The sequence below is a fragment of the Curtobacterium sp. MCBD17_021 genome, assembly GCF_003234525.1.
GTDB lineage: Bacteria > Actinomycetota > Actinomycetes > Actinomycetales > Microbacteriaceae > Curtobacterium.
Map to the genome: position 1 here is coordinate 1 of NZ_QKTS01000024.1, position 23,587 is coordinate 23,587.

At 72.6% G+C, this 23,587-nt stretch carries 24 protein-coding genes; 10 read left to right on the plus strand and 14 right to left on the minus strand.

Features of this window, described 5'->3' with window-relative positions; all coding sequences use genetic code 11:
* Positions 1 to 344: 344 nt before the first annotated feature.
* Positions 345 to 914 (plus strand): manganese efflux pump MntP family protein, encoded by a 570-nt coding sequence (locus DEI83_RS15115; protein WP_111082764.1) that lies wholly within the window; start codon positions 345 to 347, stop codon positions 912 to 914.
* Positions 915 to 962: 48 nt separating this feature from the next.
* Positions 963 to 1,433: an NUDIX hydrolase gene (locus DEI83_RS15120; protein ID WP_146243369.1), complete on the plus strand. Its 471-nt coding sequence runs from the start codon at positions 963 to 965 to the stop codon at positions 1,431 to 1,433.
* Between the two features lie 17 nt (positions 1,434 to 1,450).
* On the opposite strand, the gene DEI83_RS15125 is transcribed toward DEI83_RS15120, so the two are convergent.
* From DEI83_RS15125 to DEI83_RS15135, 3 genes are read right to left on the minus strand one after another with little or no spacing between them, the layout of a single operon-like run.
* Positions 1,451 to 2,440: an XdhC family protein gene (locus DEI83_RS15125; protein ID WP_111082766.1), complete on the minus strand. Its 990-nt coding sequence runs from the start codon at positions 2,438 to 2,440 to the stop codon at positions 1,451 to 1,453.
* On the minus strand, positions 2,440 to 5,250 hold the full coding sequence (locus DEI83_RS15130) for a molybdopterin cofactor-binding domain-containing protein (RefSeq protein WP_111082767.1): 2,811 nt from the start codon (positions 5,248 to 5,250) through the stop codon (positions 2,440 to 2,442). Before DEI83_RS15130 ends, DEI83_RS15125 begins: the two co-directional genes overlap by 1 nt.
* On the minus strand, positions 5,247 to 6,071 hold the full coding sequence (locus tag DEI83_RS15135; RefSeq protein WP_111082768.1) for a xanthine dehydrogenase family protein subunit M: 825 nt from the start codon (positions 6,069 to 6,071) through the stop codon (positions 5,247 to 5,249). Before DEI83_RS15135 ends, DEI83_RS15130 begins: the two co-directional genes overlap by 4 nt.
* A gap of 215 nt (positions 6,072 to 6,286) precedes the next feature.
* Here DEI83_RS15135 and uraD point away from each other — a divergent pair, with 215 nt between their 5' ends.
* From uraD to DEI83_RS15155, 4 genes are read left to right on the plus strand one after another with little or no spacing between them, the layout of a single operon-like run.
* Complete coding sequence (gene uraD / locus DEI83_RS15140; RefSeq protein WP_111082769.1) at positions 6,287 to 6,805, plus strand: 2-oxo-4-hydroxy-4-carboxy-5-ureidoimidazoline decarboxylase; 519 nt, start codon at positions 6,287 to 6,289, stop codon at positions 6,803 to 6,805.
* A complete protein-coding gene (uraH, locus tag DEI83_RS15145; RefSeq protein ID WP_111082770.1) occupies positions 6,802 to 7,128 on the plus strand; it encodes a hydroxyisourate hydrolase in 327 nt (108 codons plus the stop codon). The genes uraD and uraH overlap by 4 nt, the downstream gene beginning before the upstream one ends.
* A gap of 8 nt (positions 7,129 to 7,136) precedes the next feature.
* Positions 7,137 to 8,093, plus strand: coding sequence for a factor-independent urate hydroxylase (gene pucL, locus DEI83_RS15150; protein ID WP_111082771.1), 957 nt, complete (start codon positions 7,137 to 7,139; stop codon positions 8,091 to 8,093).
* A 13-nt stretch (positions 8,094 to 8,106) separates the two neighbouring features.
* Positions 8,107 to 8,733 (plus strand): NTP transferase domain-containing protein, encoded by a 627-nt coding sequence (locus tag DEI83_RS15155; protein WP_258371247.1) that lies wholly within the window; start codon positions 8,107 to 8,109, stop codon positions 8,731 to 8,733.
* 127 nt (positions 8,734 to 8,860) lie between these two features.
* On the opposite strand, the gene DEI83_RS15160 is transcribed toward DEI83_RS15155, so the two are convergent.
* The 6 genes from DEI83_RS15160 to DEI83_RS15185 form a co-directional block, all read right to left on the minus strand.
* Positions 8,861 to 9,955 carry an alkene reductase gene (locus DEI83_RS15160; protein ID WP_181431267.1) on the minus strand — a complete coding sequence of 365 codons (1,095 nt, stop codon included), beginning with the start codon at positions 9,953 to 9,955 and terminating at the stop codon, positions 8,861 to 8,863.
* A 76-nt stretch (positions 9,956 to 10,031) separates the two neighbouring features.
* Positions 10,032 to 10,244 carry a hypothetical protein gene (locus DEI83_RS15165; RefSeq protein ID WP_111082773.1) on the minus strand — a complete coding sequence of 71 codons (213 nt, stop codon included), beginning with the start codon at positions 10,242 to 10,244 and terminating at the stop codon, positions 10,032 to 10,034.
* A gap of 27 nt (positions 10,245 to 10,271) precedes the next feature.
* Complete coding sequence (locus DEI83_RS15170; protein ID WP_111082785.1) at positions 10,272 to 10,736, minus strand: MarR family winged helix-turn-helix transcriptional regulator; 465 nt, start codon at positions 10,734 to 10,736, stop codon at positions 10,272 to 10,274.
* A 148-nt stretch (positions 10,737 to 10,884) separates the two neighbouring features.
* Positions 10,885 to 13,590 (minus strand): MMPL family transporter, encoded by a 2,706-nt coding sequence (locus DEI83_RS15175; protein WP_111082774.1) that lies wholly within the window; start codon positions 13,588 to 13,590, stop codon positions 10,885 to 10,887.
* An 83-nt stretch (positions 13,591 to 13,673) separates the two neighbouring features.
* A complete protein-coding gene (locus tag DEI83_RS15180; protein ID WP_181431266.1) occupies positions 13,674 to 14,309 on the minus strand; it encodes a TetR/AcrR family transcriptional regulator in 636 nt (211 codons plus the stop codon).
* A 141-nt stretch (positions 14,310 to 14,450) separates the two neighbouring features.
* On the minus strand, positions 14,451 to 14,747 hold the full coding sequence (locus DEI83_RS15185) for a hypothetical protein (protein WP_111082776.1): 297 nt from the start codon (positions 14,745 to 14,747) through the stop codon (positions 14,451 to 14,453).
* A gap of 251 nt (positions 14,748 to 14,998) precedes the next feature.
* Between DEI83_RS15185 and DEI83_RS15190 the strand changes: the two genes are divergently transcribed.
* The 4 genes from DEI83_RS15190 to bla all read left to right on the plus strand — a co-directional run bounded on the left by DEI83_RS15190 (position 14,999) and on the right by bla (position 18,384).
* Entirely contained in the window at positions 14,999 to 15,598 is a 600-nt protein-coding gene (locus DEI83_RS15190) for a MarR family winged helix-turn-helix transcriptional regulator (protein ID WP_258371248.1), read from the plus strand.
* 10 nt (positions 15,599 to 15,608) lie between these two features.
* Entirely contained in the window at positions 15,609 to 16,520 is a 912-nt protein-coding gene (locus DEI83_RS15195) for an NmrA family NAD(P)-binding protein (protein ID WP_111082778.1), read from the plus strand.
* Positions 16,521 to 16,567: 47 nt separating this feature from the next.
* The gene (locus tag DEI83_RS15200) at positions 16,568 to 17,365 is read left to right on the plus strand and encodes an SDR family NAD(P)-dependent oxidoreductase (RefSeq protein WP_111082786.1); all 798 of its coding nucleotides are present in this window, start codon (positions 16,568 to 16,570) and stop codon (positions 17,363 to 17,365) included.
* A gap of 83 nt (positions 17,366 to 17,448) precedes the next feature.
* Positions 17,449 to 18,384 (plus strand): class A beta-lactamase, encoded by a 936-nt coding sequence (bla, locus tag DEI83_RS15205; protein ID WP_111082779.1) that lies wholly within the window; start codon positions 17,449 to 17,451, stop codon positions 18,382 to 18,384.
* A 33-nt stretch (positions 18,385 to 18,417) separates the two neighbouring features.
* On the opposite strand, the gene DEI83_RS15210 is transcribed toward bla, so the two are convergent.
* The 5 genes from DEI83_RS15210 to DEI83_RS15230 all read right to left on the minus strand — a co-directional run.
* The gene (locus DEI83_RS15210; protein WP_111082780.1) at positions 18,418 to 19,407 is read right to left on the minus strand and encodes an alpha/beta hydrolase; all 990 of its coding nucleotides are present in this window, start codon (positions 19,405 to 19,407) and stop codon (positions 18,418 to 18,420) included.
* A gap of 97 nt (positions 19,408 to 19,504) precedes the next feature.
* Positions 19,505 to 20,521, minus strand: coding sequence for an ABC transporter substrate-binding protein (locus DEI83_RS15215; RefSeq protein WP_111082781.1), 1,017 nt, complete (start codon positions 20,519 to 20,521; stop codon positions 19,505 to 19,507).
* Between the two features lie 57 nt (positions 20,522 to 20,578).
* A complete protein-coding gene (locus tag DEI83_RS15220; RefSeq protein WP_111082782.1) occupies positions 20,579 to 21,430 on the minus strand; it encodes an ABC transporter ATP-binding protein in 852 nt (283 codons plus the stop codon).
* Positions 21,427 to 22,524 carry an iron chelate uptake ABC transporter family permease subunit gene (locus DEI83_RS15225; RefSeq protein ID WP_258371249.1) on the minus strand — a complete coding sequence of 366 codons (1,098 nt, stop codon included), beginning with the start codon at positions 22,522 to 22,524 and terminating at the stop codon, positions 21,427 to 21,429. Before DEI83_RS15225 ends, DEI83_RS15220 begins: the two co-directional genes overlap by 4 nt.
* Positions 22,521 to 23,587, minus strand: a 1,067-nt coding sequence (locus DEI83_RS15230; protein WP_309146600.1) for an iron ABC transporter permease, incomplete at its 5' end; no start/stop codon positions are given. The genes DEI83_RS15225 and DEI83_RS15230, both read right to left, overlap by 4 nt.

A 23,587-nucleotide genomic window follows, 5' to 3' on the forward strand; every position in this document is an offset into this window, starting at 1 on the left:
GCGGATCAGGGATGGATGCGCGCCGAACACACCCCGCGAAGGGGTGGAGAACCAGCGATGTGCGGCTGGTGAGCGCTTGCGGGCCGTTCCCGGCTTGTGACAGTGATTCGGCACCGGTGCCGACATGGTTTGGGTGGGTTTGCCGTCGTTACCGTCCTGTTACATCCGGCCGTGCGGACCAGGTCGTCCGCTCCTGCCGAGGCGGTGCGCCCAACGGGCGGATTCGGGCTGACGAATCCTCCTGATCAGGCCTTTCCGGTCCCGGAGGCTGCGATCGACGTGGCAGGATCGTCGGGTTCCGAGACGACGGTGTCTCCTCCGTCCGTCTCGAGAGGCACCACCCCATGTCGTTCTGGGCCCTGCTCCTGATCGCGATCGGCGTCTCCGCCGACGCCTTCGCCGTCGCGCTCGGCAAGGGCCTGCACATGAAGCGGTTCTCCGCGCGCCAGGCCGTCGTCATCGCACTCGTGTTCGGTGCCTTCCAAGCGCTCATGCCGCTGCTCGGGTGGCTGCTCGGCACCACCTTCGCCAGCGCCATCGCGGACGTCGATCACTGGGTCGCCTTCGGTCTGCTCGCGCTCGTCGGCGGGAAGATGCTGTGGGAGGCGTTCCACGGTCATGAGGACACCGACGAGGACACGGACCGACTGCGCGTCCGGGAGCTGCTCGTCCTCGCGGTCGCCACGAGCATCGACGCGTTGGCGGTCGGCATCACGCTGGCGTTCCTGCCGGTGTCGATCGGCTGGGCGGTGCTGCTCATCGGCGTGACGACCGCCGTGCTGAGCTACATCGGGGTGGTGGTCGGCCGCCGGGTCGGGGCGCGCTTCGGCAAGCCGGCCGAGATCGCCGGCGGTGTGGTGCTCATCCTCATCGGCGTGCAGATCGTGCTCGAGCACACGGGCGTCCTGGGCTGATCGGCCGACGGTGCGGCTCGCGTCCGCATGGTCGATACGCTCGTCGCCATGCACGACGAGCGAGCAACAGTCGTCTCCTCGACGCCGGACGCTCCATGGCTGCCGATCGGGAGCATTGCTGAGACCCTCCTCGGCGGTTCGGTCCCGCGGCCGATGGGTCTCGTGCGACTCCTCGTTCAAGTGGACGGCCGGCTGTTCTGCACACGCCGGGACGGCTCGGGCAAACTCGACCTGCCGACGGCGTACGTCGGGACCGGCGATCCCGACGGCTCAGTAGCCATCGCAGCGCTGATGCGCCGGGTCACCGGCGGAGGCCAGGTGCCCCGGTACCTCGGGGCGGTTCGCAACACCGTTCCGCGGCCGTCACCGGGCTACGACTGGCCTACACCGGTCGCGTACTTCGGCGTCTGGACGACTGACGCCGATCCGGTCGTGCCCGGCGAGTGGCTGCACAGTGGTCCTCCGTCCGTCCTCGCCGAGCGCCACTGGTTCTCTCTCCTGTCGATGGGCGACCAGTAGCAGCCGGAGGGGCACGTTCAACGCGTCCTCAGAGGTCGCCGGTGCACCGGCCCAGTCGCATCGACGAGCGGACCGCCCGGCGCACCCCGGCGCACCGCCACGACCTCGGCCATGATCGCGAGCGCCATCTCAGCCGGTGTCTCCGCCCCGATGTCGAGCCCGATCGGCGAACGCAGCCGCCCGGTGTCGGGAGTCCCGAGCTCGCGCAGCACCGCCAGCCGCCGCTCGTGCGTCGCCCGGGACCCCATCGCCCCGACGTACCCCGCGCCGCGGCGGAGCGCGAGGTCGAGCACCTCGGCGTCGAACCGGTCGTCGTGGGACAGCAGCACCACGACGGTGTCCGGTCCGATCGCGGTGTGGGAGAGCACCCTCGGCGGCCACCCGACGATCCGCTCCTGCGCCGCCGGGAACCGTCGGTCGGTGAGGAACACCGGCCGCGGGTCGACGACGGTGACCGCGTACCCGAGCATCGCCGCGGTGTTCGTCACCGCGACGGCGAACTCGACGGCGCCGACGACGATGCAGCGGGCACGGCCGCCGGCGTACTCGGTGAAGGCTCGGGTCCGGCACCTGTCCGACGGGGGCACGACCTCGCCGAGCGACGCGGGCTCGAGGGACACCGTGAGCGACGTCGGCGTCCCGGCAGCGGCGGCTCGGAGCGCGTCGAGCACGACGGCGTCGGTCGGCAGGACGCGGTGGACGAGGACCTCGACCCGACCCCCGCACCGCAGCCCTGGCGCCCAGTCGGTCGCCGGGTCGGACGGGTCCTCGAACCCGAAGCGCTCGAGCACGGGGACGCCGGTCGTCAGGACCTCCTCGGCGGTCAGGTAGAGCGACCCCTCGACGCATCCGCCGGAGATGGTCCCGACGACCTCGCCGCCGGGCAGCACCGCCATCGAGGTGCCGGTCCCGCTCGGCGAGCTGCCCTGCACGTCGACGGCGGTCGCGACGACGACCGGGTCGCCGGCGTCGAGGACGGCCAGGAGGCGCGGTGCCAGTTCGAACATCACGCACCTCCGGCGTCGGTCGCATCCGCCAGCAGCGCCCACACCCGGTCGCGGGTCATCGGCAGGCGGTACGGCCGGACCCCGATCGCGTCACGCACGGCGTTCGCGATCGCCGGGGCGACCGGGTTGTACGGGGCCTCGCTCATGGACTTCGCCCCGAGGGGGCCGAGCGGGTCGTGCGTGTCGGCGAACAACACCTGCGTCCGGGGCACGTCGGAGATCTTCGGCACCCGGTAGGACCGGAAGGCGTCCGTGGTGACCCGGCCGGCGTCGTCGAGCACGACCTCCTCGTAGAGGGTCGAACCGATCGCCTGTGCGGCACCGCCCTCGACCTGGCCCCGGAGCTGCTCCGGGTTGAGGACCGTGCCGGCGTCGACGGCCTGCACGCTCTGCAGGACGCGGACCTCGCCGGTCGGCCGGTGCACGGCGACCCGGGCCCCGTGCACGGTGAACGCGAGCGAGCGCGGGGTGCCGTCGTGGCTGGCGTGGGCGATGAGCGGACCCTCGGCCAGGAGCTGGGCATGTCCGACGAGTTCGTCGCCGACGCGGACCCCCTCGGGTCCCACGGCGACCGCCGGACCGAGCACGCCCGAGGCAGTGCGCGGGGTGCGGGCCGCGACCAGCGCGAGGGCCCGCGCGGTCAGGTCGTCCCGGAGCGCCTGTGCGGCGGCGTACAGGGCTCGGCCGGCGACCACGACCCCGGCCGACCCGAACGCCCCGGTGTCGTGCCGGGCGGCGTCGGTGTCGGACTGGTGCACGTCGACGCGGTCCGGGGTGGTGCCGAGCGCGGTGGCGACGAGCTGCGTGTGCACGGTCGTCGTGCCGTTGCCGAACTCGGCCGTGCCGACGCCGATCCGGTAGCGGCCACCGGGCAGCAGTTCAACCGAGGTGTGTGCGTGGTGTCCTCGCGGCGGCATGGTCGCGATGGCCGCGAGCGCGACCCCGGTGCCGTACGCCCAGTCCGGGGAGCGGTCGAGGCCGGGACCGCGCAGCACCGGGCCGTCCATCGGTGGGACCTCGGGCAGGGGACCGGCGAGGGCCTGTTCCACGAGGTCGAGACACTGGTCGAGTCCGTAGCTGCTCTCCCACCGCAGGTCGGTCTCCTCGTGCGGGTCGGTCACGACGAGCGGGTCCCCGGGCACGACGACGTTCCGCCGGCGGAGCTCGAGCGGGTCGATGCCGAGCTCCCGCGCGAGCTCGTCCATGGCGGACTCGATCGCGAACACCACCTGCCCGAGGCCGTACCCGCGGAACGCCCCGGACGGCAGGTTGTTCGTGTACACCGACTCGGCGTCGACCCGCTTGACCGGGCACCGGTACACCGCGACCGACTCGCTGACCGAGTGGAACATGACGCCGATGCCGTGGTTGCCGTACGCCCCGGTGTCCATCGTCTGGTCGACGTGCATCGCGGTCAACGTCCCGTCGGTGTCGGCCCCGAGCCGGACCCGGACGCGCATCGGGTGGCGGGTGGGCGCGATCGTGAACTCGTCACGTCGGCTGAACTCGTACTGCACGGTCCGGCCCGTGCGCAGCACAGCGAGCGTGACGAGGTCCTCGGTGAGCAGCTCCTGCTTGCCGCCGAACCCGCCGCCGACCCGCTTCGCGACGACGCGCACCCGGGCCGGGTCGAGCGTGAAGACGCGGGCGATCTCGTCCCGGACCAGGAACGGGACCTGCGTGGCGGTCCGGAGCACGAGCCTCCCGTCCGGGTCGACCCAGCCGCGGGTGGCGTGGGTCTCGAGCGCCGCGTGGGACACCCGGCCGGTGTGCCAGACGCCGTCGACGGTCGCGGCCGACGTGGCCAGAGCGCCGTCCACGTCACCGGTGCCGCCGTGGAGGCTCGCCACGACGTTCCGCGTGGGCTCGGCGATCCGGTGCTCGGCCGACGTCTTGTCGCCGTGCAGCAGCGGCGCCCCCGGTCGACGCGCGGCGTCGACGTCGTGCACGCTCGGCAGGACCTCGTAGTCGACGTGGACGAGCGCGCACGCCTGTTCGGCGGTCCGGACGCTGTCGGCGACGACCGCGGCGACCCGTTGTCCGCGGAAGCGGAGCACCCGGTCGAGGACGCGGGTGTCGTCCGGGTCGTCGAGCCGTGACTCGTGTCGTCCCGTGGAGAACAGGACACCGGGGTCGTCCCGGTACGTCAGCACGGCGTGCACCCCGGGGAGCGCCTCGGCCGCCGCGGTGTCGATCGCGGCGATGCGCGCGTGCGGGTGCGGGCTGCCGAGGACGGCGAGGTGGAGCAGGGCCTCGGTGGCCCGGACCGCGGGGTCCCCGGGGACGTCGAGCGTGTACTCCTCCTGCCCGGTCACGATGCGCATCGCTGCCGGTGCGGCGACGGACGTGCCGACCGCTGCGCCGGCGGCGGCGCACGCGGTGTTCGAGACACCGTCGAGTGCGTCTTCGATCGCCCGGTACCCGGTGCAGCGGCAGAGGTTGCCCTTGAGCTTCCGGTGCCGGTCGGCCAGGTCGTCGTCGGTGAGCGTGGACGCGGTGACGACGAAGCCGGCGGTGCAGAAGCCGCACTGGAAGCCCGGCGCCTCGGCGAACGCGCGCTGCACCGGGTGCGGGTGCTCCGGGGCGCCGAGCCCCGCGGCGGTCGTGACCGAGCGTCCGTCCATCCGGTGCGCGGGCGTGATGCAGGAGTGCACGGGGACCCCGTCGACGAGCACCGAGCAGGCACCGCAGTCGCCGGCGTCGCACCCCTTCTTCACCGACGTCACGCCGTGCTGCCGGAGGAGCGTCCGGAGGACCTGGCCGGGCTGCGGGTCGACCTCGAGCGCGGTGCCGTCGACCTCGAGCCTCATCGCGCACCTCCCGCTGCTGCTTCGGCGCGGAGCTCGTGCGCGAACCGGGTGCTGACGGCCCGGCGCCAGGCGGGGGACCCGTGCGGGTCGTCGTACCAGTCGCCGTCGGACCCGAGCACGGCCGTGAGCGCGCCGTCGAGTCCGTCGGCCGTCGGGACGCCCGCGAACCGGAACACGACCGGGCGCGGAGTGGCGGCGGTGACCACGAGCACGAAGCCCTGCGCGGACCACCGCGCGGTGACGAGCGACCCCGACCGGCCGTGCGGGCTGAGCGACACGCGGCGGTACCCGGTCGTGTCGCGGAGTGCCGCCTCCGGGACCTCGAAGGACCGGATGACCTCGTCGTGTCGCAGGTCGAGCGTGCGCACACCGAGGACGAGCTGCTCGACGGGCACCCGCCGCTCCCCGCCGTCCGGCGTCCACACGACCGCGGTGGCGTCGAGCGTGACGAGCAGCGCCGTCATCGCACCCGCGGGCAGTCCGACGGCCACGTTCCCGCCGACGGTCGCGGCGTTCCAGACCTTGAACGACGCGAGCAGGGCGTTCGCGCACTGCTCGACGAGCGGCCAGGCGCGCCACGAGTCGTCGGGCCGGACGCCCAGCAGCGACGCGATCGTGCAGGTCGCGGCGACGGTCAGGGTGCCGGGCGTGCGCTCGACGTCGGGCCAGCCGAGCGACGTCAGGTCGACGAGCCCGGTCAGCCCGGGCTGCTCCTCGGAGAACAACCAGGTGCCACCGCCGAGCGGACGGTCACCGGGGGAGAGCGTGAGGTCGTCGCGGCGCGACGGTGTCCGCACGGTGCGGACGGAGACGAGGTCCATGGACAGGTCCGATCAGGGCAGGGCGACGGGGGACGATCAGCACACCGACCCGTCGGCCGTGCGCGATCATGCCCCTGTTCCATGCCATGTCGGCAACGGTAGGGAACCGGTGTTTCAGCGTCGTTTCGGGGAAGGAACAGCCGCTGTCGGTCGCCGCGCGGAGCCGTGACCTGCTCGACCCCTGCCCGAAACACGGGGGTGCCATCCTCCGGAACATGACCGTTCTGCCGTCCAGCACCGTCGGGGTCGACGCCTTCGACCGATTCGACGTCGACGATGCCCGTGCACTCGTGACGTCCTGGGCCGCCGTACCCCGGTGGGTCGACGCCGTGCTCGCCGGTCGCCCCTTCGGCACCGTCGGCGCCCTCACCGCCGCGGCGGACCGGCTCGCCCGCACCTGGACCGACGCCGAGGTCGCGGCCGCGCTCGCCGAGCACCCGCGCATCGGTGACCGTCCCGTCGGGGACGGAGCAGCGGCAGCAGCCTCCCGGCTCGAACAGGCGGCGTCCGCCGACGCCGACCGGGCCACCGCCGCGGCGCTCCGGCAGGGGAACGCGGACTACGAAGCGCGGTTCGACCGGGTGTTCCTCGTCCGTGCCGCCGGACGGACGGCGGAGCAGGTCCTCGCCGAGCTCCGCCGACGACTCGGCAACGACGACGCCACCGAGCGCACCGAGGTCGCCGACCAGCTGCGGGAGATCGCCCTCCTCCGACTCGCCAGGAGCGTCGCATGAGCCACCTGACCACCCACGTGCTCGACACCACGCACGGTCGGCCGGCCGCGGGCATCGACATCACGCTCGTCGACGCCGAGGGGACGCTCGTCGCCTCGGGCACCACCGACCCGGACGGACGCGTCGGTGCGCTCGGCCCGGACCACCTGGCACCGGGGGAGTGGACGCTGACGTTCGCCACCGGCGCGTACTGGGCCGGGCTCGGCCTGCCGGCGTTCCACCCCCGGGTGGTCGTCGTGCTCACGGTGCCGGACGACCCCGGGCACCTGCACGTCCCCCTGCTCCTCAGTCCGTTTGCACACTCCACCTACCGAGGGAGCTGACCCCGACCATGACCGACACCACCACGACCGGCGCCGACACCAGCACGTCCGTCCCCACGACCGTGCACCTCGGCGCGAACCAGTACGGCAAGGCCGAGGTCCGCCTGGTCCGGGTCACCCGCGACACCGACCGGCACGAGATCGAGGACCTCACCGTCACGACCCAGCTGCGGGGGACGGCGCTCGCCGACTCGTACACGGCCGGCGACAACGCGAAGGTCGTCGCCACCGACACGCAGAAGAACACCGTGTACGCCTTCGCACGGGAACACGGGGTGCACAGTCCGGAGGAGTTCCTGCTCCGCCTCGGCCGGCACTTCACCACCGCGTTCGACTGGTACGACGGGGCGACGCTCTCCGCCGAGCAGCACACGTGGGAGCGCATCACGGTCGACGGCCGGGAGCACGACCACGCCTTCGTCCGTGCGGGCGCCGGCACCCGGACCGCGGTGGTCCAGGTCGACGGCGACGACGTGCACGTGATCGCGGGCGTCACCGACCTGACGGTGCTCAAGTCGACCGGCAGCGAGTTCCACGGCTTCCCGCGTGACGGCTACACGACGCTCGCCGAGACCGACGACCGCATCCTCGCGACCGCGGTGACGGCGCGCTGGCGGTACCTGCCCGACGCGGTCGAGGCGGGCATCGACCACGACGCCGTCTACGCGGGGGTGCTCGACCGGATGCTCGCGACCTTCGCGGACCTCCACTCGCTGGCGCTGCAGCAGACGCTGTTCGCGATGGGGCGGGCGGCGATCGAGGCGTTCCCGGAGATCGCCGAGGTGCGCTTCTCGATGCCGAACAAGCACCACTTCCTCGTCGACCTCGCGCCGTTCGGGCTCGACAACCCCGGCGAGGTTTTCCACGCCGCCGACCGCCCCTACGGCCTCATCTCCGGCTCGGTCGTCCGGGACGGCGTGGCCGAGGCACCGGCGGCGTGGCTCGCGGTGCCCGGCTTCGTCTGAGGCGTCCGGCACCGTGACGGCACCGGAGCGGACGGCGGCTGCGGAGCGCGTCGTCGGCGTCGTCCTGGCTGCTGGCGCGGGCACCAGGATGGGCCGGCCGAAGGCGCTGGTACGGCGGGCGGACGGCAGACCGTGGCTCGACGCCGCGGTCGGCGCCCTGCTCGACGGTGGCTGCGACGGCGTGGTCGTCGTGCTCGGTGCGGCCGGTCGGGAGGCCCGTGCCCTGGTCCCGCCCCGACCGACCGTCCGCAGCGTGGTCGCCGCGGACTGGGAGCGCGGCCCGGCCGCGTCGCTGCGCACCGGCCTCGCGGCCGCGGGCGAGGACCCCGCCGTCGCCGCGGTCCTCGTGTCGCTCGTGGACCTGCCCGACCTGCCGGCGACCGCCGTCCGGCGGGTGCTCGGGTGCGGCGAACGACGCAGGGCACTGCGACGGGCGACCCACGACGGCGCTCCCGGGCACCCGGTGCTCATCGGTCGCGACCACTGGCCCGCGCTCTCGGCAGCGCTCGCTCCGTCGACGGTGGACAGATGCGACCGCGGTGCCGGTCCCTGGCTCCGCGCTGCCGGTGCCGAACCGGTGGAGTGCGGCGACCTCTGGGACGGGGTGGACCGTGACCGGCCGGGACCGGACGGCCGGTGAGCCGGTCGGCCGGTCCCGACCGCCGCCGAGCCGACCGCTCCGTCCGGCCCCGCTCCGCCGATCGCGGCACGGACGACGGGAGGCCCGGTACCACCGGTACCGGGCCTCCCGTCCGACTGCATGGGGTCTACGCGACCGACGTGCGCACCTCGGCGAGGGTCGGGTAGTCGGTGTAGCCCTCGGCGCCCTGGCCGTAGAAGAGCTCGGGCCGCGGCTGGTTGAGCTCCGCGTCCTGCTCCCAGCGCTCGGCGAGGTCCGGGTTCGCGATCGCGGGCCGGCCGACGGCGATGGCGTCGGCGATGTCCTCGTCGACGACCATGATCGCCTCGTCGCGGGTGGTCATCGCGCTGAAGCCGGAGTTGACGACGAACGGTGCGCCGGCCGTCCGGCGGATGTGCTGCACCAGATCACCGGCCGGTTCGGCGTGCAGGACGTCGATGAACGCGAGGCCGAGCGGCGCCAGGCCCTCGGCGACCGCGGAGTAGACGGCGCGGACGTCGGCGGCGTCGTCCTCGATGACGCCCTGGATGCCGTGCTCGGGCGACAGGCGGATGCCGGTGCGGTCTGCGCCGACGGCCTCGGCGACGGCCGTGGTGACCTCGATCGCGAAGCGCGCGCGGTTCTCCGGCGAGCCGCCGTACTGGTCGGTGCGGGTGTTCGAGTGGGACGACATGAACTCGTGCACGAGGTACCCGTTCGCGCCGTGCACCTCGACGCCGTCGATGCCGGCCGCGATCGCGTTGCGGGCGGCCTGCACGAAGCCCTGGACGGCCTCGGCGACCTCGTCGGTGGTGAGCTCGTGGGGGACCGGCATGTCGGCCTTCGAGCCGTCGGCCAGGTGCGTCTGACCGGGGGCGGCGACCGCGCTCGGGCCGACGATGCGGGGGGTCTGCGAGATCGAGGGGTGCGACACGCGGCCTCCGTGCATGAGCTGCATGACGATGGTGCCGCCGCGCTCGTGCACGGCGTCGGCGACGCGACGCCAGCCGGCGATCTGCTCCTCGGTCTCGATGCCGGGCTGCCCCGGGTACGAGCGTCCCTCCTGCACGGGCCACGTGCCCTCGGTGATGATCATGCCGAGGCCGGCGCGCTGCGCGTAGTGCTCGACGAGCAGGTCGTTCGGGACACCGTGCTCACCGGCACGCGTGCGCGTGAGCGGGGCCATGACGATGCGGTTGCTGAGTCGGAGGGCGCCGAGGTCGGCGGGTTCGAAGAGCTTCACACCGAGCGGGAACGTGTGGCGGATGTTGCCCATTCCGACTTCGGTCGCGCTGGAGAGGTGGTCGGTCTGGCCGGGATCAGCGGCGCGGGCACACCAGGGTGGAGGACCGGACCTGTCCCTCGGGGCGGATCACGGTGTGCAGGGACAGCGGCTGGTGGCAGATCGGGCACTCGCGGTCGACCGTGCGGTCGTCGATGCCCTCGGGGTGGCCGGCGCCGATCTGGGACGGGCCCATCTTGTCGATGAGCGTCGTGTTCCATCGTTCGTACCACTGCGCGAAGCGTCCCATGGCTGCCTTCCGTTCGTGCCCTGATGGTTAGTGTACTCGTGGTTTCTCGTCCGCGTGGTCGACGACCTCGAGGAGCGCGGTCAACTCGTCCTTCAGCGCCTCGAGACGGGCGACCGGCCACCCCAGTCGGGCGGCGACGGCGACGGGCACCGCCTCGGCCCGGTCGCGGAGCGCTCGGCCTGCCGTGGTCAGCGACACCGCGAGCTGGCGTTCGTCCTCGGTGCTGCGGCCCCGCCGGACGTAGCCCGACGCCTCGAGCCGCTTCAGCAGGGGGCTCAGCGTCGCGGACTCGAGCCGGAGTTCGGCGGCGATCTCCCGCACGGACCGCGGGTCCCGCTCCCAGAGGGCGAGCATCACGAGGTACTGCGGATGCGTCAGCCCCATCGGTTCGAGCATCTCGCGGTAGAGGCCGACGATGCTGCGGCTCGTCGCCGCGAGGGCGAAGCAGAGCTGCCGGTCGAGGGACAGCGGATCGGTCTCGGTGTCGAGCATGATCACACCGTACCCTTCGTGCACGAAGGGCTGTGCACAGAGCATCGCGCGCGGGGCCTGGCGAGCTGGCAGGACGGGACGGAGGACGGGAGGCCCGGTGCCGGTCTCGTGGACCGGCACCGGGCCTCCCGTCGGCGGCGCCGTCGGCCTACGCGCGGTGGGCCGGCGGGTGACCGGAAGCGTGCGTCGGCGCGTCCGGGTCGGCCGGGGCCGCGTGCGACCCGTGGTGGGCGGCGCCGTCCCGGTCACCGGACCCGGCGGGCGACTCGTGCGCCGTCGTCGGCTGCATGCGCTCGAGCTTCGCGCCCTCGACGTCGACGTCCGGCAGGATCCGGTCGAGCCACTTCGGGATCCACCAGGCGCTCTTGCCGAGCAGGTGCATCACGGCGGGGATGAGCAGCATGCGGACGACGAACGCGTCGAGGAGGACACCGAACGCCAGGCCGAAGCCGATCGGCTTGATGGTCGACGACTCCGAGAAGATGAAGCCCGCGAACACCGAGATCATGATGATCGCGGCCGCCGTGACCACCGCGCGACCGGCGTGCAGACCGCGCTGCACCGCGACCTTGGCGCTGGCTCCGTGGGCGTACGCCTCCCGCATGCCGGACACCAGGAAGAGCTGGTAGTCCATCGCGAGGCCGAACAGGATGCCGATCTCGATGATGGGCAGGAAGCTCAGGATCGGCGCGGGGTCGTGCACCCCGAACACGCTGCCGAGCCAACCGAACTGGTAGATCGCGGTCAGACCACCGAACGAGGCGAGCACCGACAGGATGAAGCCCGCCGTCGCCGTGATCGGCACGAGGAACGACCGGAACACGATGATCAGGATGACGAGCGACAGCCCGACGACGACCGCGAGGTAGAGCGGCAGCACGTTCGCGAGCTTCTCGGACACGTCGATGTTGGCGCTGGCGTTGCCGGCGACGCCGAGCTCCACCTCACCGTCGTCGGTCGAGACGCTCTGGGCGCGGAGGTCCTTGACGAGTTCCTCGGTCGAGACGCTGTCCGGGCCGCCGTCCGGCTTCACCTGGAAGGCGATGATCGTGCGGTCCTTCGACGCACCGATCGGCAGGACCGCGTCGACGTCGCCGTTCTCCGCGAGCGCCTGGCCGATCGTGACCTCGGTCGCGGTGACGTCGTCCTCGTCGACCGCCTGGGGCAGCGTCGCGACGACCAGCAGCGGGCCGTTCTGACCGGCGCCGAACTCCTTCTCGAGCGTCTTGTACGCCTTGTACTGGCTGGACTCCACGGCCTCGGACGAACCGGACGGCAGGCCGAGGCGCATCTGGGTGGCGGGGAGGGCGATCGTGCCGAGGACGGCGACGCCCGCGACGAGGGTGATCACGGCACGCCAGGTCGACATCGGCTTGTTCGGGACCTGCACCGAGCCGGTGTGCCCGATCTGCTGACGCTCCTTCTTGCGGAGGATCCGGAAGCCGAGCAGCGAGAGCAGCGCCGGCGTGAACGAGGTCGCGATGAGGATGGCGAACAGGACCGCCACCGCCCCGACCGTGCCCATCAGGCCGAGGAAGGGGATGCCGGTGATGTTCAGTGCGAGCAGCGCGACGATGACCGTCGTGCCGGCGAAGACCACGGCGTTGCCGGAGGTGCCGTTCGCCAGGCCGATCGACTCGTGCACGCCCATGCCCTGCTTGAGCTGCCCTCGGTGCCGGTTGAGGATGAACAGTGAGTAGTCGATGCCGACCGCCAGGCCGAGCATCACCCCCAGCACGGGCGTGACCGAGATGAACTCGACGAGGTCCGAGAAGGACAGCGACGCGAGCGTCGCCACCCCGACGCCGAGCACGGCGCTGAGCAGCGGGATCGCGGCGCCGATGACCGTGCGGAGCATGAGGAAGAGCACGAGGGCGGCGATGACGACGCCGATGACCTCGCCCGGTCCGAGGATCGAGGGCACGCCCTGGGCGATGTCGTTCGACACGAAGACGTCGACGCCGCTGATCTCCGCAGCGTCCGCACGGTCCGCGATCTCCTGCTTCGTGGTCTGCGGGACCTCGAAGGTCGACTTGGTGAACTGCACCGTGCCGATGGCGGCGGAGTCGTTCGACGAGACGAAGCGGATGTCCTTCGACAGGTCGAGCAGATCGGAGCCCTGTTCGAGCTCGCGCTCGCTGTCCTCGAGCTTCTGCGTGTTCTCGTCGATGGTCTTCTGCGCATCGGCGATCTGCTGCTCGCCCGCCGAGATCTGCTGCTGCTGGGCGTCGATCTGGGCCTGCGCCTGCTCGAGCTGCTGCTGGCCGGCCTGTGCCTGGGCCTGCGCGGCGGGGCTGGCGGCGGCCGCTGCACCCGCGGCCTGGGCCTGCGCCTGGGCCTGCGCCTTCTGGGCGTCGAGCTGGGCCTGGGCGTCGGCGATCTGCTGCTTGCCGGACTCCAGCTGCTCCTTCCGGGCGTCGAGTTGGGCCTGGCCGTCTTCGATCTGGTCGCGCCCCTCGGCGATCTCCTCACGGCCGTCGACGATCTTCTGCCGCTGGTCGTCGAGCTGCTGCTGCGTCTCGAAGCCGTCGGTGGTGCCCTTGACGCCCGGCAGGTCCTCGAGGTCCGTCAGGAACGACTTCACGTCGTCCTTCTGGGCGTCCGTGAAGGCCTCGCCGTCCTTCGTCTGGAAGACGAGGGTGCCGTTGCCGCCGTTCGCGCTCGGGAACTTGTCGGCCAGTTCGTCCTGCACCTGGCTGGTCTTCGTGCCGGGGATGGTGATGGAGGACGAGATGGTGCCCGAGAACAGGCTGAAGGTGACACCGGCGATCGCCATGAGGACGATCCAGGCGATGATCACCGTCCAGTGTCGGCGGGCCGCGAAGCGACCGAGGCGGTAGAGGAGACCGGCCATGCTGGGCCCCGTTCCTTTCGTCGTGGGTGGTGCTGTCGAGCGGGGTGCGCCGGTGGACCCCGGGGGAGACGTCGGTGGTGTGGTCAGTGCTCGGGCAGGTACCCGCTGCGGACGCTGTGCACGAGTCGTCCGAGCAGGGCGTCCCAGTCGTCCCGCGCCTGTTCGTCCAGGCGGGGGCCGGTGGTGGTGAGCCAGTGGTCGGCGATGACGACGATGCCGCTCATCAACGAGTCCACCAGCAGGGCGGTGTCCAGGGCATCAGCTGCGGGATGGCGGCGGGCGACCTCGCTGCGGAGGCGCCCCGTGACCCGCGCGAACGCCGTCTGCGTCAGCGCGGTCGCCTTCGGGTCGTCGCCCTCCGGCTCGCCGAGGATCCGGTGCAGCCGGACGATGGCGCTGGGCAGGTCGGTGCCACGGGCGGCGGACTCGAGTTCGTCGAACATCGCCGACCGCGAACCGTCCCCGACCGGCGTGCTGGCGATCTCGGCCAGGAAACGGTCGATGATGACCGACAGTGCCTCTTCGCACACGGCGAGACGCACCTCGTCCAGTGAGGCGAAGTGGTTGAAGACGGTCCGCCGTGCGACGTCGGCGCGTGCTGCGAGCTCGTCGACGCTGAACTCGCCCCCGCGGTCCTCGATGAGGTCGCGTGCGGCGCCGAGGATCGCCTCGCGGTGCCGCGCCTTGAGGGCAGCGCGGCGGTCGGGCGAGAGGGTCACGACGACGACACTAGGTGCATCGATGCACTCGGTGCATCTTCGCCGGGCTGATGCTCAGGAACGTCCCCCGGTACCCCACGCATCCGAGGTGGACGGGAGGCCCGGATCGCCCAGGCGGGCGGCGACCGTACCGTCGTCGGCTCAGCGCGGCGCTCGCCGGTACCGACCGTGGCGCTGGAGCAGTGCCATCCAGCGGGGGAGTCGGCGGTCGCCGGCGACGACCGCCTCTGCCGAGGGGGACGGAGCGAAGGCGAACCAGGGGCACCCGGGGCAGACGTGCAACCACTCGTGGACGGCGAGCCCGACGCCGTAGTACTGGTTCCGGGCGACACGGAGCGGGCGAGAACACCGGGGGCAGGGCAGCTGGCCGCCGTCCCGCTCGATCGCGATCGCGGGGGTGGTGTCTGCAGTGGTGCGTGCATCGTCGACAGCAGTCATGGCCCGAACCTCTCCGGTGTCCGTCACGCTCCGTTGCGTGGCTGTGCGGAGAGGATACGACCGGATCGGCAGAGGGGCCCGCCCGATCGCCGTCGTGTCCACTGAGCGCAAGAGCAGCGCGGAGGGCGTGACCGCCGCGGGGTCGTCCGTGGTCGTCTCCTCGTTCGGGGAACAGCTGTTCCCCGTTCAAGATGATCTTTGCGTCAGATGATCTTTGCGTCAGATGATCCTCGCCGTGTAAGGTCCGATGCGTGGACGATCGATTGACGGCGGATCCAGCGGGTGACCTCCCCGAGATCGACTGGGAGGCCCAGGGCATCGAGACCGAGTTCGGCTGGGCCGTCCCCCTCGTCCTCCAGGAGTACATCCGCCTCGGCAGCGTGGCGGTCGCGGACGTGCCCGGCGGACCCCGCGGCTACCAGGTGCTCGTGGCGACCACGACCGAGGAGCCCTCTTCGCAACTCCTGCTCGCGAACCGTCTGGGGATCGACAAGACCCAGATGACCTACGTCGTCGACGCGCTCGAGGCCGGCGGCTTCGTCGAACGACGCGCGGACCCGACGGACCGCCGCGTCCGCCAGGTGCACCCGACCGACGCCGGCCACGCCCTGCTCGTCCGGACGCGGCTGGCCCTGCGGACTGCCGAGGGTGTGCTGATGCGACACCTCGGCGCGGACGAGCAGACGTCGATGCGTCGGCTCCTCGCGCGCGTCGCGCTGGGCGCCGGGGCCGCCAGAGCCGGGGCGGCGGACGTCGACCCGGCGTTCGAACACCCGCTCGCCGTCCCGGAGCGCTCCCGACGGCGCGCTCCGTCCACATCCCGATCGACCCCGTCGACCACCCCACAGTGAGGCCTCTCCCATGACCAGTACCGTCCTCGTCGCCGGCGCCACCGGTGACCTCGGCCAGCGCATCGTCCGTGAACTCGCGGAGCGCGACGTCCGCGTCCGGGCCCTCACCCGTCCCGGGAGCGGGACCGCCACCGACCTCTTCGGCGCCGACCCGCGCGTCGACGTGGTCGCCGCGGCGTACACGGACCACGTGGCCCTCACCGAGGCCGTCACAGGGGTCGACGTCGTCGTCTCGGCCGTCAGCGGGACCCGTCCCGTGATCGTGGACGCGCAGCGCGCCCTCCTCGCGGCGACCGTCGCGGCCGGCGTGCCGCGCTTCATCCCGTCGGACTACTCGGCCGACTACCGACGCATCACGCCCGGCACGAACCGCAACTTCGAACTCCGACGCGAGTTCGCCGCCGAGGTCGATGCTGCGCCCGTCCGCGCGACGTCGATCCTCACCGGCATGTTCACGGACCTGCTCACCGGCCAGGCGCCGATGATCCTGTTCGGTCGTCGCCGGGTCCTGTTCTGGTCCTCCGCCGACCAGGTCCTCGACTTCACCACGAAGGACGACGTCGCCCGGGTGGTGGCCCTCACCGCGCTGGACGAGGATGCTCCGCGCGTCGTCGAGACGGCGGGCGACCACATCTCGGCACGGGACGTCGCGGACATCATGAGCGAGTTGACCGGGACGGCCTTCCGGCTGCAGTGGGCCGGCACGACCGGGACCCTCTCGGCGATGAGCGCGGTCGGCAGGCGCATGTCGAAGGACCCGGACGAGACGTTCCCGGCCTGGCAGGGGATGCAGTACTTCGTGAGCATGTTCAGCGGGCAGGCGCAGCTGCGGCACGTCGACGACGACCGTTACGGTCCGCACACCTGGACGACCGTGCGCGACGTCCTCCGGGTCCACCTCGAGGCGACCGGCGTCCGGTGACCCACGAGCCGTGACGCCCCGGACGGACGAGCGTTAGCGTGGCGACCATGACGCAGATCGACCTGACCGACCGGACCGCCCTCGTCACGGGCTCGACGCAGGGCATCGGACTGGCGATCGCCGTGGACCTGGCGCGGGCGGGGGCCTCGGTGATCGTGAACGGGCGCGGTGCCGACGGCGTGCAGCGGGCGATCGACGCCGTGCGCGAGGCCGTCCCCGGGGCGCAGGTGGACGGGGTGGCCGCGGACCTCTCGACGGCGGAGGGAGCGGCGGCGGTGCTCGATGCGCACCCGCACGTCGACGTCCTCGTCAACAACCTCGGGATCTTCGGCAGCCGTGACCCCTTCGAGATCACCGACGACGAGTGGCGCCACTACTTCGAGGTGAACGTCCTCTCCGCCGTCCGCTTGATCCGCTCGTACCTCCCGGCGATGACGGAGCACGGGTACGGACGCGTGGTGTCCATCGCGAGCGACTCCGCCGTCGTCACCCCGGCCGAGATGATCCACTACGGCATGACGAAGACGGCGCTCCTGGCCGTGACGCGGGGGTTCGCCAAGGCGGTCAAGGGCACGGGCGTCACCGTCAACACCGTGATCGCCGGCCCGACCCACACCGCCGGCGTCGAGGACTTCGTCGGCGAGATGGTCGGCACCGACCTGCCCTGGGACGAGGCGCAGCGCACGTTCATGCGGGAGCACCGGCCGCAGTCGCTCGTCGAGCGCCTGCTCGAACCGGAGGAGGTCGCTCACATGGTGACCTACCTCGCGTCGCCGCTGGCGTCCGCCACGACGGGCGGCGCCCTCCGGGCGGACGGCGGCTACGTCGACGCCATCCTGCCGTGACCACGCGGCGGGACGTCCCGCCGCAGCGTCGCCGACCCCGGCCGGGCGGACAGCGCGCGAGCTCCGCGACGAGCGCGCGACGCGTGGCAGTGCTCGCCGTGGTGGCGGCCCTGTCGATCGGCCTCGCCGGGTGCCGGGCGGCGGATCCCACCCCGGCGGCCGGGAGCGGGACCCCGTCCGCGTCCGGACGTTCCACCCCGACCGGTCCGGCGACGGGTGCCCGGGCCACACGGGCGTTCTCGGCACTCGAGGCCGAGCACACCGCCGCCCGGATCGGCGTCGTGGCCGTCGACACCGCCGATGGTGCCACCGTCGCGCACCGGGCGGGGGAGCGGTTCCCGTTCGCCTCGACCGCCAAGGTGTTCATCGCCGCGGCCGTGCTCGACGACGCCGCGGGGAGCGACCTCGCCGCCGTCGTCCCGATCGGGCCGAGGGACCTGCTGTCGTACGCGCCGGTCACCTCGCGGCATGTCGGCACCGGCATGACCGTCCGCGCACTCCTCGACGCGATGATCCGCACGAGTGACAACACCGCGGCGAACCTGCTCGTGTCGCGGATCGGCGGTCCGGCTGCCGTGCAGAGCTGGCTCCGCGGCATCGGGGACGACGTGACACGGGTCGACCGCGTCGAACCCGACCTGAACGCGGCCGTCCCCGGCGACGAGCGGGACACGACCACCCCGTCGCAGTTCGCCGCCGACCTCCGGACCGTCCTGCTCGGCGACCGTCTCGACCCGGACGACCGTGCGCTCCTCGTGGACTTGATGCGCGGGACGACGACGGGTGCGGGGACCATCCGTGCGGGTGTGCCGGCGGGCTGGTCGGTCGCGGACAAGACCGGCACCGGGTCGTACGGCGTGCGGAACGACGTCGGCATCGTCACACCACCGGGCCGCGCCCCGGTCGTGCTCGTCGTCATGACGAGCCACGACACGGCCGACGCCCAGCCCGACGACGCCCTCGTCGCCGCGGCCACCCGGACTGCGATCGACGGACTGGCGACGGTCCGGGCTCCCTGACGTACCCGCCGCCGACGCGGCCCGTGCCGTCGCTCAGCTGGGGAGCGCCGCCGCCCACCGCCCGATGGCGTCGTACGCACGCTCGCGCACGGGCTCGGCGGAGAGCACGACGTCGTGCAGCGCGCCGTGCAGTCGCCGGACGGTCACCTCGTCGCCGAGCGACAGCGCCCGCCGTGCGACCACGTCGACGTTGAGCGCCACGTCGGCGCGGGACATGCCCTCGTTCCACCGCGGCTGCAGCATGCTCCTGTCGCTGAGCATGACGAGCACCGGGACCGCGAGCCCGAGCCCGCGTGCCACCCGCTCCTGCCCGGCGAACACCGCTGCGAGCCAGCCGGGGTGCAGGGGGAACCCCCGCTCGGGACGCCACCGCTGGTCGTAGGTCCACGACCCCTCCGCCGAGCTCGACACCGTCCGCGTGTAGAAGCCGGGGTCGACCGCCGGCATCGGGGCGAGGGGGTTCCGCTTCGCGCCCAGCTTGATGACCGGTGCGACGACCGCCCGGCCGATCGCGTCGGCCTGGAACTCGAGCCACGGGCTGTTCAGGACGAGTCCGTCGACCAGCTCCGGGTGGCGCGCGGCCCAGAGCGACAGCGTGAGCCCGCCCGTGGAGTGGCCCATCGGTACGAGCCGCCGCCGTCGCCCGGGGTGCTCCGCACGGATCGCGTCGAGGGCGGCGACGATGTCCTCGTCGTAGGTGGACAGGTCGGCCACGTGACCCGGCGTCTGGTGCGGCCGCAGGCTCCGCCCGTACTTCCGCAGGTCGAGGGCGTGGAAGCGTGCACCGAGCCGTTCGACCTGCTCGGCCAGTTCCGTCTGGAAGAAGTAGTCCGACCACCCGTGCACGTACAGGACGTCGACGTCCCGCAGCGGACCGGGGTGCGGACGGAGGTGGTCGGCGACCGAGTGTCGGCGGCGGACCAGGGTGGCGACGACCGGACCTTCGGCGTCCTCGCCGAGCGGCAGCTCGCGGCGCTCGTACGGCGGACCGAGGACGTCCTCGTGCCACCCCGCGTCCGTCATGTCTCGTTCCTACCCCACGTCGCTGCGCGACCCCACGACGAACGGGAGGCCCCGCACCAGCTGGTGCGAGGCCTCCCGTGCCGTGTCGTCGGGTCGCTCAGGCGACCGGCTTGCTGTCGTCGAGCCAGCCGGCGAGCTTCGTCATGTAGTCGGCCTGCGAGGCGTAGTCCAGCGCCGGGAAGGTGAAGCTGTGCACCTGACCGGCCTCGAGGGCCGGGTTGTCTGCGAACGTCGGCTGCTTCTCGAGGTCCGACACCTGGTAGCCCTGCTGCGACAGCAGGATGACGTCGGCCGAGATCTGGCCCGCGTTCTCCCAGCTGTAGATGCCCCAGTAGAAGCCCTCCGGCTTCGGGGTGACCAGGTCGACGCCGAAGTCGCTCCACATCTGCAGCGTGGGCTCGTCGGACGGGCGGGTGACGTAGGCGCCGTCACCGTCGGCGTACATCGAGACGACGGACACGCCGCTCTCCTCGGACGCGGTCCGGAGGGTCTCCTTCGCGGTGTCGAACTCCTTCTCGGCCGAGTCGACGGCGGACTCCTCCGCGCCGAGGTCCTCGGCGAGGTCGGCGATGTGCTCGATGACGTCGAGACCCTTGCCGCCCCACTTGACGGTGGCGACCGGGGCGATGGCCTCGACCTGTTCCTGCTGCTCCTTGTCCTTGAAGCCGTAGGCAGGCTGCGAGGCGTCGAGCGTGCCCTTCGCGTCGGTCGGGTAGACCGAGGTCACGACGAGGTCGGGCTTCAGCGCGGCGAGCTGCTCGAGGTCGATGTCGCCGTAGGCGGTGCCGAGCTGCGTGATGCCGTCCTGGTCGAGGTCGTCGAACCGGGCGTCCTTCGTCATCGGGAGCTGCCCGAAGGTGCCGACCGGGCGGAGGCCGTACTCGATGAACGAGATGGCGATGTCGTTGAGGACCACGACGCGCTCCGGCCTGTGGTCGACCTTCACCGTCGTGCCCGTGGCGTCCTCGTACGACCAGGCCCCGGAGGACGCCTTCGCGTCGCTGCCGGTGTCGTCGGAGGCACCGGTGCTGGAGCACCCGGTGAGGATGAGGGCCGTCGCGGTGACGGCGGTCAGGAGGGCGGCACGAACGGAGCCGCGGCGGGGAGTGTTCACGTTAGGTGAGCCTAACCTAACCAGCGGGATCGCACCAGTTCTGGTCGACGCCCGACGTCACGCGGTGTGTCCGTCGGCCTCCGGGACGACCATCGGCGCCCCCGTCACGGGGTCCGGGACGACGCGGGCGTGCAACCCGAACGCACGCTCGAGCACGGCCGGCGTGAGGACGTCGACGGGAGCGCCGTCCGCGACGACGCCGCCGTCGTGGAGCACCACGAGCCGGTCCGAGTACCGCGCGGCCAGGGTGAGGTCGTGCAGCACCATCACGACCGTGGCGCCCTGCTCGCGGTTGATCCGACGGACCAGGCGCAGCACGTCGAGCTGGTGGGCGAGGTCGAGGTAGGTCGTCGGCTCGTCGAGCAGGAGCGTGTCCGCCCGCTGCGCCAGGACGAGCGCGATCCAGGCGCGCTGGCGCTGCCCGCCGGACAAGCTGGCGACGTCACGGTGGGCGACCTCGGTGAGACCGGTGGCGGCGATGGCGTCCTCGGCCACCGCGGCGTCCTCGGCGGTCCACGGCCGGGCCCACGACTGGTGCGGGTTCCGGCCGCGCATCACCAGGTCGAGCACGCTCGTGCCGGCCGGGGCCAGCGGCGACTGCGGGAGGATCGCGAGCTTCCGCGCGACCGACCGGTTCGCCTCCTTCCGGATCGGGGTGCCGTCGAGCAGCACCTCGCCGGCCTGCGGCTTGAGCACCCGACCGAGCGCCTTGAGCAGCGTCGACTTGCCGCAGCCGTTCGCGCCGAGGAACGTCGTCACCGTGCCGCGCCCGATCGACAGGTCGAGGTCGCGGAGCACCGGGGACCTGTCGTACCCGACGGACAGGCCACGGGCCTCCAGGACGGGGCCGGCGTGCAGGCGGTCCGGCGCGGACGCGGCGGCGGTCGCCGGCGGGGTCGTGGTGGTCATCGGGACATCTCCTTGCGGTGACGGATGAGGAGCCAGATCAGGTACGGGGCGCCGATCACGGTGGTGACGATGCCGACCGGCACCTGCCAGGGGAACGCCGACCGGGCGAGCAGGTCCGCACCGAGCACGAGCACCGCGCCGAGGGCCGCCGACAGCACCAGCGGTGGCCGGTTCGTCCCCGCCAGGCGCAGGGCGATCTGCGGCACCACGAAGGCGACGAACCCGACCGGGCCCGCGGCCGCGACCGCCGCCGCGGTGAGGACGACCGCCAGGCCGATGACGAGCAACCGGTGCCGCTGGACACCCAGCCCGACGCCGGTCGCGACCTCGTCACCGAGCTGACCGATGCCGAGCGCTGCCGAGGTGGCGAGCGCGATCGGGACGCCCACCGCGGCGATGACGAGGAGCGGCCACACCGTCGTCCACGAGGTGCTCGACAGGCTGCCGACGAGCCACTGCGAAGCAGCCGTGGCCTGCGTGATCTTGGCGCGGACGAGCAGGTAGCTCGTCAGGGCGTCGAGCGTGGCGCTCACCCCGATGCCGACCAGGATGAGCCGGTGGCTCTGCACGCCGCCCCGCCAGCCCAGGCCGTAGACGATCGTGGCGGCGACCAGTGCTCCGATCGTGGCCGCGACGGGGATCCCGCCGCCGAGCACGAGGGCGCTGACCGAATAGCTGCCGCCGCCGAGGACGACGGCCGCCACGGCACCGACGCTCGCACCCGAGGTCACGCCGATGATGTCCGGTGTCCCGAGCGGGTTCCGCGTGAAGGTCTGGGTCAGGGCACCGGCGACGGCCAGGGTCACCCCGACGAGCGCCCCGGTCAGGACGCGGGGGAGGCGCAGCGTCGTCACGATGAACGACTCCGGTCCCGACTCGAGCCCGATCAGCGCACGGACGACGGTGCCCGGGGCGATGAACGTCGAGCCGACGGCTACCCCGAGCACGACGAGCAGCAGGGCGACGCCCACCGCGACGACCGTGGCGGTGAGGACGCGTGGGCGCCAGGCGAGCCCGACCGGTCCGATGCGGATGCCCTTCCGGTCGCCCTTCGGCGCGCCAACGGCGGGTGCGGGCGTCGTCGCGGCGCTCACAGCGACACCAGCGATCGACGACGGGCCACGGCGACGAACACCGGGCCGCCGATCACGGCCAGCATGATCCCGACCTCGACCTCGGCGAACCCGCCGATGAGCCGCCCGACCACGTCGGCGAGCAGGACGAGGGCGGCACCGAGCAGTGCCGTGGCGGGCAGGGTCCAGCGGTGTCCGGTGCCGACGACCGCCCGTGCGACGTGCGGGACGGTCAGCCCGACGAAGGCGACCGGACCGGCCGCTGCCGTCGCGCCGGCGGCGAGGAGCGTGATGCCGCCGAGTCCGACCAGGCGGGCGGTGAGCAGGTCCTCGCCGAGCCCCTTCGCGAGCTCCGGGCCGAGGCCGAGCGCGTCGAGGGCCCTGGTGTTCCAGATCGCGAGGACGAGGCCGACCGCCATGAACGGCCACGCGGCCTGCAGCACGTCGAGCTGTCGACCCGACAGCGACCCGACGACCCACAGCCGGTAGGCGTCGAGCGACGCCTGGTCGGTCAGCACGATGAACGACGTCAGGGCACCGAGCAGCGCCGACACCGCCGCCCCCGCCAGGGCGAGGGGCACCGGGCTCGCGGTCCCGCTGCCCGCGACCGTGACCGAGAAGACGACGACGCTCGCGACGACGGCGCCGACGAGGGCGAACCAGACGGACGCACCGGTGTTCGTGACGCCGAAGACGAAGACGCCGAGCACGACGGCCAGCCCGGCGCCGGCCGAGACCCCGAACAGGCCGGGGTCGGCGAGCGGATTCCGGGTGTGACCCTGCATGAGCAGCCCGGCGATGCCGAGTGCGGCGCCGACGGCCGCCCCGATGAGCGTGCGGGGGACGCGTGAACCCCAGACGATCGCCTCGTCCGTGCCCGAGCCGCTGCGGGTCAGGCCGGCGAACACCCGCTCGGCACCGATGTTGTTGCTGCCGAGGAGCATGCTCGCCACCGCTGCGCCGAGCACGACCACCGCGAGCCCGAGCAGGACCCCGATCCGCCGACGGGCCGTCCGGCGGTGCACCCCGGCGGCGCCGATCACCGCTCCGGGAGGGGCGGTGGGCGCAGTGGGGACGGCGAGGG